Here is a 13,186-nt window from a genome sequence, read left to right as displayed (position 1 = left end):
CGGGACACCATTCGCGTGCCTGGACGCCGCATCGATGACGCGGGTCGACGACGGCACAAGCGCCGCCATGGACCTGCACGACGGGTGCCAGACCGCAGCGCGCACCTGAGGCTCGCTCCGAGCCGCGATCGCCGTGAGGCCTCGCCTGCGCTCCGGAGCACGGACACGTTCGCTGCCCGCATGGCACGTGGGGCGGCGTGCCCGGTTGTCAGCGGCCAAGATCCTCTCCCCACGTACGGCCGGCACTTCCCCGCCGGCGGCCAGTTCAGCTCCCCACCTTCAACCTCCTGGCGACAATGCGTGACCGTCAGCCGCTCGGTCCGGAGACCGGCTGGCGGAGCATTCGATCCGGGTCGCCCCACAGAGGGGCGGGACGGAAGCCGTGTCGTGCGTACCAGGCGCGAAGCTCTGCGCGGTCGAGTCCAGAGCCGTCGGCTGGCAAAGGAGCTGCGGCAAGGCCGACTGGTACGTCACCGAAGGGGGCAAGGACGGCCTTCAGGAGGACGGTGGCGTAACCAAGGCCTCGGTGTCGCGGATCAATGCGGATCCGGCTGATCCAAATCGTCTCGCCGTCGAGAGCCCCGGCGCTGCCGACAACCCCGTCCACCGTCCGCAACTCCCAGACAAGCTCCGGGTACCGAGCGGAGGGCTGAACGATGTCCATCGCGCGGTCTCCTTCGGTGGCGAACGGGCTGGAGTGCATCACTGACGGTCACCGTACCCCGCAACCACCTGACTCCCCACCAGATTGCCGCAGTCGGGGAGTTCCAACTGGCCACCGACACCCGGTTCGCCCGGGGAGCTCCTAGACGACCTGGGGAAGTGCGATCGGAACATTGTCCGGGGTCTCGGTGCGGTCGCTGTTCACTGGGGCCCGGGCCTCGGTGAACGGCGGCGGCGGGATGTACGGCCATCCCTTCCCGTGCGGGACCGGCGACCAACTCCCCCGAAGACCAGGGCCGTGGCTGCGTTGCCTCCGGGACAGCCCCTCGAGCCGCCGGGAATTCGGCACGCTGCCCTCCGCTCAGCCCGGGCCTGGAGCACGCCGCGCGGACCCGCTCGCGTGCCCGTGGCACCGTCGCCTTCGCCGGATCCACCGCCCTCGGGCACAGGGCCGCCCCGGAAACGGACGGCGCTCTGCGACGAGGAAGCGAGTGGCGACGGCCGGCCTCAGGCGCGACGAGTCGTTGCGCGGGCTTTCCAGATCTCGGAGGAGAGCTTGAAGTTCTTTCGGGCCTCGGCCTCCTGTGCCAGCTCGACCAGGTCCGTCCCGCCGCTTTCGTCTCCGCGTGCGAGCTTCACCTGCGCTATCAGCGCCAGGTGCCGCATCCGGTCGGGATAGTCGAGGTCGAGGCCGAGGGGGTCGGTCCCGCGGATCAGTTCCTCCGCCCGGTCGAGGTCGCCTTCCAGGTAGGCCAGCCGTGCCGTCATCGTCAGGAACTCGTGCTGATGGCGGGTGTGTCCGATGAGTTCGATCGCGGGCCCGACCTCGGCCAGCCGCCTGCGGGCCTGACCGAGGTCTACGGACTCGATCATGTAGAGCCGGGCGGCGGCCAGCCGCAGCCTCATCCACAGGATGAGGTTGTCCTTGCTCGAGAGGGTCTCCATGGCCTCTTCGAGGGCGGCCCGGCCTTCCTCGTAGTGCTGCTCGTAGATCCGGTACGCCGCGAGCGTCCACAGGGCCTCGGTGCGTAGCAGGTAGGGCAGTCGCGGCAGGAGGGAGTGAAGGCTGGCCGCGTACTTGGCGGCGCTGCCGCCGTTGTTGGACTCCACTTCGATGGACACCAGTGCAAGAAGCAGCGAGGCGGTGTCGGCGGGGCTGGTGGGTCGGCCGTCGATCTCTGCCATGGCTCGGTCTGCAGCGGTCAGGGCGGCGTCCAGGTCGCCCTGGGAGCGGAGGAAGCGGGCGAGGCGGGCGTGGGTGCGTGCCCGGAGGGTCGGCTGGTCGATCTCTTCGGCGAGCGCGACGAGTTCTACCAGGAGGCCGCGTTCGTCGTCGTTGCGTTCCCCCAGGAGCCACAGGGCATGCCAGCGCAGTGTGGGGTCGGCTTCGGGCTGGTCGTGCAGGACGTCGCGGAGGCGGTCCAGTGCGTGCTCGCGGTCGACTGCGGAGGTTACGGCGGCGAGGGCCTCGGCGAGGGTGAGGATCTCGGTGTTGCCGAACCTGAATGCCTCTGGCGTGACGTCGAGGCGTTCGGCGAGGTAGGCGATGGTGCGCTCGGTAGGTGGACGCAGGCCGGATTCCAAGCGTGAGATCTGGGCCTTGGAGATGCCTTCCCCGGCAAGATCCGCCTGGGACAGTCCGCGCGAGACCCTGAGCTGGCGCAGCTGGCGTCCGAACTCGGGCTGCCCCAGCAACCGTGATGCGTCCATGCGCGAAAGCATAACTATTCGCCGCAACTCCCCCGAACGGCCATTCGGGATCGGTCGAGGGTTTCCGGCGCACGACGACGCCGAGCCGACGGGTCTTCGGGGCCGGGCCGCTACCGGCCCCCTGCCATCCCGGCCGGCCCTGGGTTCTGACGCCGGATTCACTGCCAGCGGCACCTGCGGTGCAGGCGCCGCCAGCGGCGCCGAGTGCTACGGCCAGGTGATCTCGTCGCCCAAGACGGGCCAGGTGATCTCGTCGCCCGCTGCCATGGAGTGTCCGGCGCGGGGGGCGGAGGAGGCTGAGACGACGGCGAGCGTCGTCGCCATGGCGGCGAACGCAGACAGTATGACAACACGCTGGAGGAGCTTCATGGCTTTACCTCAAATGGAAGATACCGGCGGGCAGGAGTGCGCCCCATGGAGGGACCGGGCCTGGTCCGGTCGGGCGGGTGCCAGGCACGAGGACGGCCCGCGAGGTGCAGGGACCGCACAGGCAGGGAGAAGGTACCTCATTGCCAATAGCTAGGCAACAGTTGCCATTCACAAGGCATCGCTTGCGCAAGAATGGCACCATGGCTCCACTCGAATCCTTGGGGAGAGCATGGGAATCGCCTGGCACCACCCCCTCGCCACCGCCCGCGTGAAGCAGATAGCAGCACAGCTCGCACCGATCGTCGTGGCCGACGGAGCACGCCGGGCCTACCTCAGCGGGCCGGCACTGGCGGGACTCGCCACCGCCCACGCCGAGATCGAAGCCTGCGTGGTCACGGACAGCCCCTGGAGAGTACGCAGACGCCGGGACCCCGTCCTCGCGGACGGACGCCCCGTGACGATCCGCTACGTCACCTTCGACGAATTCTCCAGCCAATGCGTCAGCCTCCTCGGCAGCGAACCGGAACTCAGCACCCTCTGCGACCTCCAGCAGGCCGCCCGCTTCCTGCTCGGCCAGGACGTCATAGACGACGACGGCGCCCTCGAAGCACTCCGCAAGACCCTGGACGCGAACGCCGAAGCCCTCATCGACACGGCCGTCTCGACCCTGGCCAAGGAGGCCACCACAGCGATCCAGACCTGCTTCGACATCCTTGACACCCGCGACACCAAAGACGCCCTGCGCATCGCACAGGACGCCTGCCTCTCCGCGACAGACGCACTCCTCGCCTCACACGGAGACCTCTACCTCGGAACAGCATGGCTGCGCCCGCGCTGGGCCCGGACCTTCCGCACACCCTTCCCCGAACTGCCCGACAGCGACAGCCTCTGGGAGGAACCGTTCTGCGAGCGGGCCGCCCTCCTCTACCAGGACCTCCTAGTCCAGGCCGTCACCGGCACGACGTACGCCAGCACACGACACGTGCTCCCCGGCACCTACCGCCGCGACCCGGCAGTCACCCTCGTCCCCGACCCGGGAACCGAGGACATCCGCGTCCTGAAAGGCCGCCGCCCCCTGTCCGCACTCAGCCCACTGTCCCTGCTCCTGTGGGGAGTCGCCCACGGACGCGAACGCCGGGACGCCCTAGCCGAGACACTGCGCCTCGCCGAAGGGCGCGCGAGCATCGACGACCTGAGCCACCAGTTCGACCGTCTTGTCGACATCGGGATGCTCCAGTACGGGTGCTGGCAGCCGGACTAGCCGATCGGCTCGGCCTCGCCCCGGGATCCCCGTAGACAGGTAGTGCCGCAGGCGACGACAGCCGACACAGCGGCCCCGACAGACCCGAGGACGGCCGTGAACCGGATTGTCCGACGTGACCCGGGAGTGGAAGGTGATGGCCTGGTGCAGGCCGAGGTCGGCGACCGCGTGCGCCGGAGCGGGATCACCGGATCGGGGGAAGGTCTCCGAACTCCCGTGCCCTCCCGCAAGGCGGAGGGGTTGGGGTTGTGGCATGGGTTCGATGTGGCGCGGGGAGGACCTGGATGTCGGCGGTGGCAGGAACGGCCGCGGCCGTTCAAGAGCTCAACGAGGACCAGCGCGCCGCGCTCGACGCCTGCGTGGTCGCGGCGCTCGCATTGAGCAGCAGCGAGGGCGAGGCCCGGGGGCGCATGCGGCTGCTGATGGAGTGCCATGGCCGCTACGTGCGCTCCTTCGGGGTTCTCAAGCAGGCGCCGTCGTACGAGGTGTTCGCCGACCAGCTCCGCGGAAGCCGGGTGGCCGACCTCCTGCCGGGACGCCCTAAGGGGTCAGTGCTCGACGAGCTGTGGCTGCTCGATGACGACGGCATGCCCAGCTCCGCGCTGCACCGGCTCGCGGTGGAGGCCGCTGAGCACGGTCATCAGGCCCCGGGGATCGGTGCCGACATCCGCCATCTGCGCAGCCTGCTGCGGGCAGTGGGGATGCTGCCGGTGAGTACCGGGCTGTCGCGGATCTCCGGCGAGAGCGTCCAGCACGCCGTCTTCCACGCGCTGAGGGCCGCCGGCTTCGAGGCGTACACCCGGGGCCGGGAGGCGATGGTCCGCACACCCGTCCTGACACGGCGCGAGTTGTCCCGGAGTACCGCGTTGGTCGAGCTTGGCGCGTACACCGGAATCTCCCCGACGCGGCAGTTCGGCGGTCTGTGGGCAGCGTGTCCGATGTGCGAATGGACGTTGCGGGCCACCTACCGCCCCAATGGAGCGGTGGACCTCGAGTGCGAGGAGGACCGCCACAGCCTACTGGGTGCCCGGTACCGGGCCGAGCCGGATGCGGAGGGCTGGCACCTGGCTCCGCGCGGCGAGCTGCGCACCGTGCCGGAGCTGCTGCCCGTGGAGGGCTATGTGGCGCTGCCCTACGCGCTGTGGCTGTGGGTGACGCTCCCGGGCCTGCTGGAGGTCGAGCTACGCGACCGGCTGGTCGCCTCGGGGGCGAAGGTGCGGCTTTGGCCGTTCGGCGACGCCTACGACCTGCACGTCACCCGTCCCGGCCGGTCCAGGGTGTGGCGCGTCGACGTCAAAACCTGGGCCGACCCGTACGGGCTGGCCCAGAAGCTGCGCGAGGAGCCCGAAGGGCCCGGCGGGCTGTGCTTCGTAGTGCCTGAGCACTTGCGTGGATACCTACCATTGCTGCGCCGGGTGGTGCGGGACGGCGGGGCGCGCGTGCTGACCGATGCCGACCTGGTGGCGGAGGTGGCGGGGGCGTGAGCAGGACGCTGGCCGCGGCTGTGGCCTTGGCCGAGTACCTCCTTCCCTCCCGGTTCCGCGACGGGCGGCAGGTGGTGCGCGTCGCGGACGCCCACGTCCTGCTCACCGGGCACGCGGCGCGCGTCGTGGCGGGCTGGGAGCAGTGGCCCGAGGCGGACAAGCAGCGCCTCGGCGCGCTGCTGGGCGCCCGCCATCGCGGGGAGGCGTTGCTGCACCACGCCGAACGGGCCGTCCACGACGCCTTCCACACCCCGAACGCGGACGACCCGCTGCCCGCCCTCTACACACTTGGGCACAGCGAGCGGGGGCGGGCGTTCGAAGTGCTACCAGCCCACGGGCAGGACCCCTCAGACGTCGCCGACCGCCTGCTCGCTCCGGCCAGGCGCCGGCGGGTGCTGCGGGTCGCCAGCGGATCGGGCTGGTCGGCGCCGACATCGCGCGGGCGGGTCCAACTCGCCTTCCCCGACGAGCAGGGGGTGTACAAGCCGCCCCGGGTCGTGACCGCGCCGTCGGTGGAGCTGGTCGTGGACGCCGACGAGCTCGGCTGGCAGAGCCGGGACACGGACCAGGACATGAAGGGCCCGGCCTTCCGCGAGAAGCAGATCGCGCTGCTGCTGCGCGGGACCATCGGTGGCGGGCAGCGTCCCCTGGAACCCGTCGTCCTGCCGCCGGGCCGCATGCACCTGCTGAGCGCGCCCCCGGGCGTGGGCAAGAACGTCTTCGGCCGGGGGCTGGCGATCCAGCAGGCGGACTTGGGCCGCACCACCGTGCTGGTGGTCAGCGACAACGGAGACGTCTACAGCGAGGCCTCCACCTTGCAGCGGGAGCTGCGGGCGGCGGGTGTCAAGGAGACGGCCACGCCGTTCATCGCACCCAACAGCCGCTACAATTTCGCGCTGCGCTCCGCCGCGAAGCTGGAGGGTACCGGCGTACCGCTGGCGCAGGCCTCAGCGAGCATCGCCTTCCTCGTCGGCAACTCCGCCTACGGGTGCGCCACGCAGGCGCAGCTCGAGGGCCGCGACGCCTTCGAGGCCGGCAGGGAGCCGTGCACGGTCGCGGCGTCGGACGCCTTCGGCCAACCGGAGCGAGCGTTGTGCCCGTACGTGTCGTCCTGTGGGAAGTTCTCCCATATCGAGGCCGCGACGACGGCCAGGATCATCGTGACCACCCATGCCTGCTTCCAGTCCGGGATGATCAAGATTCCGGTGGAGGTCGACGGGGAAGTCCGCAACAGCATCAGCGTGCGGGAGTTCCTTCTGCGCCTGGCGTCCTACGTGGTCGTCGACGAGGTCGACGCCTACCAGGCGCGGGGGTTCGACGAGTGCGGTGTGCTGGAGCTCGCGTCCCGCTCCCGCCCGACCACGGTGTTGCGGCGCATCCGCGACAGCCTGCACCAGGCGCCGCCGCGGTTGGCCGTGGCTGTGCGCCGGCCCCTGACCCGAGCGGTGTTCCTGGCCGAGCAGTTGCTCGACCTGGTGGCCGGCGAAGAAGTCTGCACCGAGGTCGCCCAGGCGCGGGCTATGGCCCGCGGACAGGACCCTCGTCGGACCCGGCAGGTCCTACAGGACCGCAAGCGCTGGTACCAGCCCCATCAGTGGGACCGGCATCTGCTGGAGAACCTGATCGGGGTGGACCCCGAGGCTGCGGCCACCGCCGAGCAGGCCGACTGCCTGCAGGCCCTGCTCCCACGCGTGGCCACCCGGCCGGGCGACCGCCCTTCCTGCGCCGTCCTGCCGGATCGGCTGCTGCCCGTCCCGGGCGTGCTGGAACGGATGCTCACGATCGACGAGGGCGGGGAGTGGCAGCTTGCCGCCCTCAAGGACGAACTGCGGGAGATCGTCTGCGCCGCGCTACCCGCCGAGGGCGAAGCTGAGGGAGCATCCGCCGAGTCCACGGTGCCGGCGCAACGCGGGCTCGGCGGGCCGGAGCCGGTGCGGGTGCCCGCGCACACCGAGGTCACCGCGGGCGTCGTGCACGCGCTGATGATGAAGACGTGGCTGACGGCCATCGTCCACACGATGTTCGATCTGACGGACAGGGCTGGCGAACTCGCCGGGCACGGCATCGACGCGGCCTCCGAGCTCGCCGACGCGATCGGCCACCAGGGCGCCGGCGCCGTCGTCCCGTTCGGGCCTCTGGGCCGCCAGCTGGGCGGGTTCCGCTTCGAGGGGCTGGACGATCCGGGTGGCCACGCGAGTTTGAAGATGGAGGTGCTGCGCGCCGACCCCCACACCGAGACGCAGTTCCTCGGCAGCATCGTCTCCCTCGCCCTTTGCGGCCGCCAGCGCACTGTCCTGGGCATGTCCGCCAGCGGCTTCATGCCGGGCGCGGCACGCACCCACCTGCTCGCCCGCCCCGACTGGGCCATGCCCGACACCCTCCGTGATGGTCTGACCATCTTCAACAGCACCCCCGTCGCCGACGGAAAGCTCTTGGCCGTCGGCAGCACCCCCTATAGCGAACGCGACCAGCGGGTCATCTCACTGGCCGCCGGCTACGCACCGGGCCTGGTACGCGACCTGGACCGGCTGGCCGCGGATCCGCGCACCCGGCATCGCGCGCGGGCCCTGATCACCGTCAACTCCTACCGGCAGACCCGCCTGTTCGCCCAGAGCCTGTACGACACCGCGCTTGCCCTCGGACGGCGGCTGCGGATCTACATCGCCGTCGCGGACACCCCCGACCCCTCTCTGCCGCCGGTCTGCGACGGGATCGGCCGGCTCACCCGCGACCGTTTCGCGGAGTTGGCGGACCTGGACGGCGAGGTGCTCATCTCGCCGCTGCCGCGCACCGAGCGGGGCCTGAACGTGCTGACCGTGTTCGAGGGCGTCGCCGTGTCGGCCATCACCCTGATCGCCATGGGCGTGCGGCCGGTCATGCCGGCCGACGACCCGGCCGTCCTGGCGGCCAGCATCGCCGCCCGGGCCTGGCGCGACACCGTCCCCGGCGACGACCCCGCCGCCGTCCTGGCCCGGGCTCGCGCGACGGCCGACGCGCACCTGCGCCTCAACCTCAACGCGCCCAAGCGCTTCTCCGCCCTGCCCGACGAGCTGAAGTACGAACTCGTCGCCACCCTCCTCGGTCAGAGCGTCCAGCTGGCAGGCCGCGGACGCCGCGGGCAGACACACGTCGAACTGCACTTCATCGACGGCGCCTTCCACGACCCCACCTGGGGATCCGACCTGCCCACCCTGGTCCGGGGCCTGCTCGAACAGGTCCCACAGGACGACCTCGCCCAGCTCGGCGCCTGTTACGGCCACACCGTCGAGGAAATCGCCGAGTACGCCCACGCCCGGCACCTGCTTCCCGCGCTGCGCGCGGGCTTTGACGCCTACCTGGAAGAGTACGCATGAGCCGCCCGCTCGACAGCGTCACCCGCAAGCAGGCCCGCCTGCTGCAGTTCCGCACCGCTCCCGCCGACCTGGGCGAGGTCCTCGCCTACCGGCCCGAGGCCCCCGTCATGGACCTGGCCATGGAGCTCTCGCGCGAGTACAAGCGCAACGTCGGCACCGCCCTGGACGTGCAGCCGCCCTACCGGGCGCTGGAGTGTGTCCTGCGTGCGGCGGCGGGCACCTGGGCGCGCTGGCAGTGGAACGACGGCTGCTACGAACTCCTGTGCGCGGCGCCGATCAGCACCGAGAACCGGCGCGACGTGTTCAGCTACTGGGCCGAGGCCGTGGTTCCAGGCCCCGACGGCCAGCGCGTCGGCGAACAGCTGGCCGAACTCCTCGGCCGGGCCGAGCCCCGCCCCGCCGTCCTTCCCCCGCCGCCGCCCGCCGGCAAGCGCTCACGCGGCTGGTGGCCGGGCGAACTCGCCCGCTGGCGCCTGGCCGAGGAACTCGCCGCCCTCGACTGGCCCCGCAGCAACGGCACCCCCGCCCGCTTCGCCCTGTGCACCGACGGCCGCCTGGCCGCGATCGGCCACGAACTGCCCGCCGAACCCGACCGCAAGGGCACGGTCCGCCACCTGCTGCCCCGTATCACCATCGGCACCGCCGCCAGCGGGCACTCCCGGCGCCACGCGCTGACTGTGAACGCCACCACCACCCTCCTCGCCACCTCCTGGAAGGGAGTCGCCACCGTCCTGCTGGCCAACCCCGACCAGCCGCTCGTCGTCGCCGCGGCCACCGACGGCCCGCCGTGGAAGCGCCGCCTGAACGTTCCCGCGGTCGCCGCCAGCCGCCGCCTGGCCGCCCTGCCCCGCCTGAGCTCGAACGTGCCGCCCTTCCCCGAGCACCTCGCCGACGACGCCCTGGCCGACACCGTCCCGGGGCCGGTCTGGGCCGTCGCCCCGGCCAGCGTCCGCACCCCCGGCCTGGGCCGCGGGCACGGCATGGAGTTCTTCCGCCGCGTCGAGGAGGCCATCGACACCCGGTGCGAGAAGTACAGCCACCGCAGCCCCGTGTTCATCGAGGTCCCCGGCATCAAGGTGCCGCCCACCGAGAGCGGCTCACGCGTCAGCGGACCGATCCCCCTCGAACGGATCCCCGCCGCCCTGGACGCTGCCGGCGTGGGCACCCTCCTCGTCCCCGTCCTGTGGAGTACCGACGAGGTCCGCGCCCGGGTGAAGGCCGCGATCGCCACCCAGTGGGGCCCCAGCAAGGACGGGAAGGCCGTCGAAGGCGTCGCCGAACCCGCAGCCGGCGGGCGTATCGAGGTCGTCTTCCTCCACGACAAGGCCGGCGCCCTCGGACACGGACCACGCACCAGCGCGGAGCGCGAGCGGGACCTGGCGCAGATGCTCGCCCCCCATATCCGCGAGGACACGCTCGTCGCGGCGATCTGCGAGACCGACTGGGACCCCGACCGCTGGTACCCGAGCGTCGAAGCCCGCGAGAAGGCCGAGGCCGAGGACGGCAAGTGGCCCTCCAAGCAGGCCCTCGCGCGCCTCGCAGCGACCTCCCAGTACATCAAGCAGGCCCCGCCGCCGATCCCGACCCACACCCGGGAGGGCAAGCCCTACAACGAGAAGTACCGCGCGAAGAAGGTCGCCTCCCGCCAGAGCGGTCTCGACAGCTCGACAGCGAACGTCCTGCGCGAGATCCTCAGCGGCGTCGGCGCCACCGACCACCGCCTCGGTGCCGCTTTCGGCAAGCTGCCGCTCGAGAACTGGTGGCACCTCGGCATCCACGTCCGCCGCCACGCCCAGCGGCGCACGCCCGGCAAGCGCCGAACCACCGAACCGGCACCGATCACCGCCACCCTCGCCGCCATGCGCCCCACCGGTGGGAAGGAGGACCCCTGGCAGGTCTGGGCCTACAGCCCCCAGTGCGGACGATGGCTGCCACACGGCCCGGCCACCACCGCGCTGCACGCCGTCGACCTCGCCTGGGACGTCAGCGACTACCGCACCACCGCAGACGAGACACTCCAGGCCCGCGCCGCCGCGGACATCGTCGAGCAGGCCCTTATCGCCGCCCGCACCCAACTGCCTGTACCGGCCCCTGTGGTGCTCTACATCGACGGCGACACCGCCGAGTACATCTGGGCGGGCCTCACCGATGAAGCCTTGGGTCAGGACCCGCCCCCTGGCATGCCCCGGCCGGCGTCCTGGCTGCCTGGCCACAGCCTCCCCCGCGCCCAACGCCCCCTGGCCGCCGTCCGCGTCATCGGCGACCTGGAACGCATCGGCCGCCCCACCGGAGCCCACCTGCGCACCGGCGACGGCACGTGGCGCGCCACCGACACCACCAGCAGCCTTTTCCAACTCGCCAGCGACGACGGCACCCGCCAGTACCCCGACTTCCTCCTCTCCAACGTCCCCCGCACCTACGCCGCCAGCCCCGCCGGCCGCTTCGGCAAGGACGAGACACGCTTCGACAGCGGCAGCCAGAGCAAGAACGGCTACGCCCACACAGCCACCCGGTTCACCGTCATCGCCCAGGCGGCCGACGCCCCCTGCGACCTCATCGGAGCCGTCGCCGCCGTCCTGACCAACCAGGGCATCACCTCCGACGTCCGCCAACGCACCCCCACCCCCCTCCACCTCGCTCGCAGGATGGACACCACCCACCCCTACTACCGCCGCACCGCGGAGAGCTCCGAGGACGCTCCCGATGCCGCCGAAGCCGAGAACACCGCACAGGACGAGACGACCAGTCTGTAACCCGAGGCGGAGTCACCTGGGCGAGGAGACGGCCGAGGCACTGCGGGCCATAAGGCCCTGACATACCGGCTTCAAGGTATCCAGGCGTGCCTTGACGCCCGGTTCGGCAGCAGACCGGCGACCGGTCAGAGGTTCTGCAGGTAGGCGGTGTGGACGGTGAACGCGGCTTGCTCCGGGGTGTCATGGAGCACCGCCCCCTGGGTGGCCTGGCTGCCTATGAAACAGCCCTCGTACAGCGCCACCCACTGGTGCCCGATTCCGGCCAGGCCGCACTCGACCCAGCCGACCTGGTGGCTTCGCCCGTCACGAGGTAGACGTTCGGGTCGACCGTGCAGGCCGGATCATTGAGATGCCTTGTTAAAGGCAAGGCTGCCGACCCGGCAGCGGTCGGCGACGCCTCCGCCATCCGACGCTTCAACGCACACGTGTATGGTGATCCGCGAGTGGAGTCCGTCATACTCCCGACCGCAGATGGCCTGACCCTGGCGCGAAAACGCTCTCCGGACGACGAGCGCTGATGACCCGCCTCGGCGGCGGGCGTAGAACGCCCCGAAAACCGGGTGACACCAAGACGGACCTGTCTGGGACAAGCCAGGGGCCGTTCTCGAAGCTGTGGCCCCGCTCATGCCGTGGCCGTGGCCGGGTCGAGTTTGGAGAGGACCTCCCGCATGCCACGGCCGATGGCGCCGATGTGGGGCTCGGCGCAGTCGAACAGTGCGGTCGCCTCCGCGTCGATATGGGTGTTGTGGATCTGCGCCGGTGTCACGGCCCGTAGGGCTGACGCGTAAGGTGCTTCCAGGGACAGATGGGTCTCGCCGCGGGCTGTGGAGCCGACAGTGAGCAGGTGGAGGGTTCCGGTGAAGGTTCCTTGGGGCCGGTAGGCGAGCATGGCCGTGAGGTTGGCCTGGTAGATCGTGATGCGGTGAAGCAGGACGTCGAAGCCCGAATCGGTGAGGCCTTCCTGCCGACTCAGGAACCTGGCGACGACGGCGGCGCGCTCGCCGGGCGGCGCGGCGGAGATCTCGTCGAGTGGCAACGGCACCTCTCTTCCCAGGAAGCGGCCGATGATGAACCCGTAGTCGAGGAGACCGCGCAACTGGGGTGCCTCGGCCGCGGGCAGGGTGCGCCAGGGTCTGTCGAAGGCGGGCATGAGGTGGAGTAGGAGGTCCACGCGCTCGCCGTCGGCCTGCAGTTGGCAGGCGGCCTCGAAGGCCGGCAGCCCGCCCATGCAGTTGCCCACGAGGCGGTAGGGGCCGTGGGGTTGCACCAGCCGGATCTGTTGGATGTCGTGTGCCGCGATTTCTTCCACGGTGGTCAGCGGTTGCTGTTCCCCGTCCAGGCCAGGGCTCTGGCACCCGTACACGCTCCACCTCGGCGGGATCTGCGGCAGGTAGCCGCTCATGTAGCCCACTCCGCCTTCCGTGGCCGGGAAGACGAACAGGTTGTCGTCGGTGCCGCGGCGCAGCGGCTTGAGGCTCGATCCGGCGATGTCGAGCAGGGAGAGGCCGGCGCCCTGGTCGGCCAAAAGCCGACGCAGCGCCTCCTGTCTGTCCGGTGACAGTGCATGGACGCGGTCGTGTGCGGAGTCCATGG

The 13,186-nt window shown here is 71.0% G+C and carries 9 protein-coding genes; 5 read left to right on the top strand and 4 right to left on the bottom strand.

What is annotated here, in order from left to right; all coding sequences use genetic code 11:
* Positions 1-307: 307 nt before the first annotated feature.
* The 3 genes from ACFVU7_RS42640 to ACFVU7_RS42630 form a co-directional block, all read right to left on the bottom strand.
* On the bottom strand, positions 308-664 hold the full coding sequence (locus ACFVU7_RS42640) for a GNAT family N-acetyltransferase (protein ID WP_388051755.1): 357 nt from the start codon (positions 662-664) through the stop codon (positions 308-310).
* A 506-nt stretch (positions 665-1,170) separates the two neighbouring features.
* Positions 1,171-2,373, bottom strand: coding sequence for a helix-turn-helix domain-containing protein (locus ACFVU7_RS42635; protein WP_388051752.1), 1,203 nt, complete (start codon positions 2,371-2,373; stop codon positions 1,171-1,173).
* Between the two features lie 207 nt (positions 2,374-2,580).
* Positions 2,581-2,742 (bottom strand): hypothetical protein, encoded by a 162-nt coding sequence (locus ACFVU7_RS42630; protein ID WP_388051749.1) that lies wholly within the window; start codon positions 2,740-2,742, stop codon positions 2,581-2,583.
* A 229-nt stretch (positions 2,743-2,971) separates the two neighbouring features.
* On the opposite strand from ACFVU7_RS42630, the gene ACFVU7_RS42625 reads away from it, so the two are divergent.
* The 5 genes from ACFVU7_RS42625 (at position 2,972) to ACFVU7_RS42605 (ending at position 12,111) form a co-directional block, all read left to right on the top strand.
* Entirely contained in the window at positions 2,972-4,003 is a 1,032-nt protein-coding gene (locus ACFVU7_RS42625; RefSeq protein WP_388051746.1) for a hypothetical protein, read from the top strand.
* Positions 4,004-4,287: 284 nt separating this feature from the next.
* Positions 4,288-5,487, top strand: a complete 1,200-nt coding sequence (locus ACFVU7_RS42620; RefSeq protein ID WP_388051743.1) for a hypothetical protein — start codon at positions 4,288-4,290, stop codon at positions 5,485-5,487.
* Entirely contained in the window at positions 5,484-8,840 is a 3,357-nt protein-coding gene (locus ACFVU7_RS42615; RefSeq protein WP_388051741.1) for a hypothetical protein, read from the top strand. The genes ACFVU7_RS42620 and ACFVU7_RS42615 overlap by 4 nt, the downstream gene beginning before the upstream one ends.
* Positions 8,837-11,593 carry an RNAseH domain-containing protein gene (locus tag ACFVU7_RS42610; protein WP_388051739.1) on the top strand — a complete coding sequence of 919 codons (2,757 nt, stop codon included), beginning with the start codon at positions 8,837-8,839 and terminating at the stop codon, positions 11,591-11,593. Before ACFVU7_RS42615 ends, ACFVU7_RS42610 begins: the two co-directional genes overlap by 4 nt.
* A gap of 329 nt (positions 11,594-11,922) precedes the next feature.
* Entirely contained in the window at positions 11,923-12,111 is a 189-nt protein-coding gene (locus ACFVU7_RS42605; RefSeq protein WP_388051736.1) for a hypothetical protein, read from the top strand.
* Between the two features lie 104 nt (positions 12,112-12,215).
* Here ACFVU7_RS42605 and ACFVU7_RS42600 read toward each other — a convergent pair whose 3' ends face one another.
* Positions 12,216-13,184 carry a thioesterase domain-containing protein gene (locus ACFVU7_RS42600; protein ID WP_388051733.1) on the bottom strand — a complete coding sequence of 323 codons (969 nt, stop codon included), beginning with the start codon at positions 13,182-13,184 and terminating at the stop codon, positions 12,216-12,218.
* Positions 13,185-13,186 lie beyond the last annotated feature (2 nt).

Origin of the sequence: Kitasatospora sp. NPDC058046, assembly GCF_042885595.1 — a bacterium.
In the GTDB taxonomy this organism is placed as follows: domain Bacteria; phylum Actinomycetota; class Actinomycetes; order Streptomycetales; family Streptomycetaceae; genus Kitasatospora.
Note: the sequence above shows the minus strand (reverse complement) of the source record. Positions and strands in the feature narration are given on the sequence as shown.

What these genes read in the sequence shown, in the direction of transcription:
- ACFVU7_RS42610 (WP_388051739.1), top strand. Translation starts at nt 8,837, where the DNA reads ATGAGCCGCCCGCTCGACAGCGTCACCCGCAAGCAGGCCCGCCTGCTG.
- ACFVU7_RS42620 (WP_388051743.1), top strand. Translation starts at nt 4,288, where the DNA reads ATGTCGGCGGTGGCAGGAACGGCCGCGGCCGTTCAAGAGCTCAACGAG.
- ACFVU7_RS42625 (WP_388051746.1), top strand. Translation starts at nt 2,972, where the DNA reads ATGGGAATCGCCTGGCACCACCCCCTCGCCACCGCCCGCGTGAAGCAG.
- ACFVU7_RS42635 (WP_388051752.1), bottom strand. Translation starts at nt 2,373, where the DNA reads ATGGACGCATCACGGTTGCTGGGGCAGCCCGAGTTCGGACGCCAGCTG.
- ACFVU7_RS42600 (WP_388051733.1), bottom strand. Translation starts at nt 13,184, where the DNA reads ATGGACTCCGCACACGACCGCGTCCATGCACTGTCACCGGACAGACAG.
- ACFVU7_RS42630 (WP_388051749.1), bottom strand. Translation starts at nt 2,742, where the DNA reads ATGAAGCTCCTCCAGCGTGTTGTCATACTGTCTGCGTTCGCCGCCATG.
- ACFVU7_RS42640 (WP_388051755.1), bottom strand. Translation starts at nt 664, where the DNA reads ATGGACATCGTTCAGCCCTCCGCTCGGTACCCGGAGCTTGTCTGGGAG.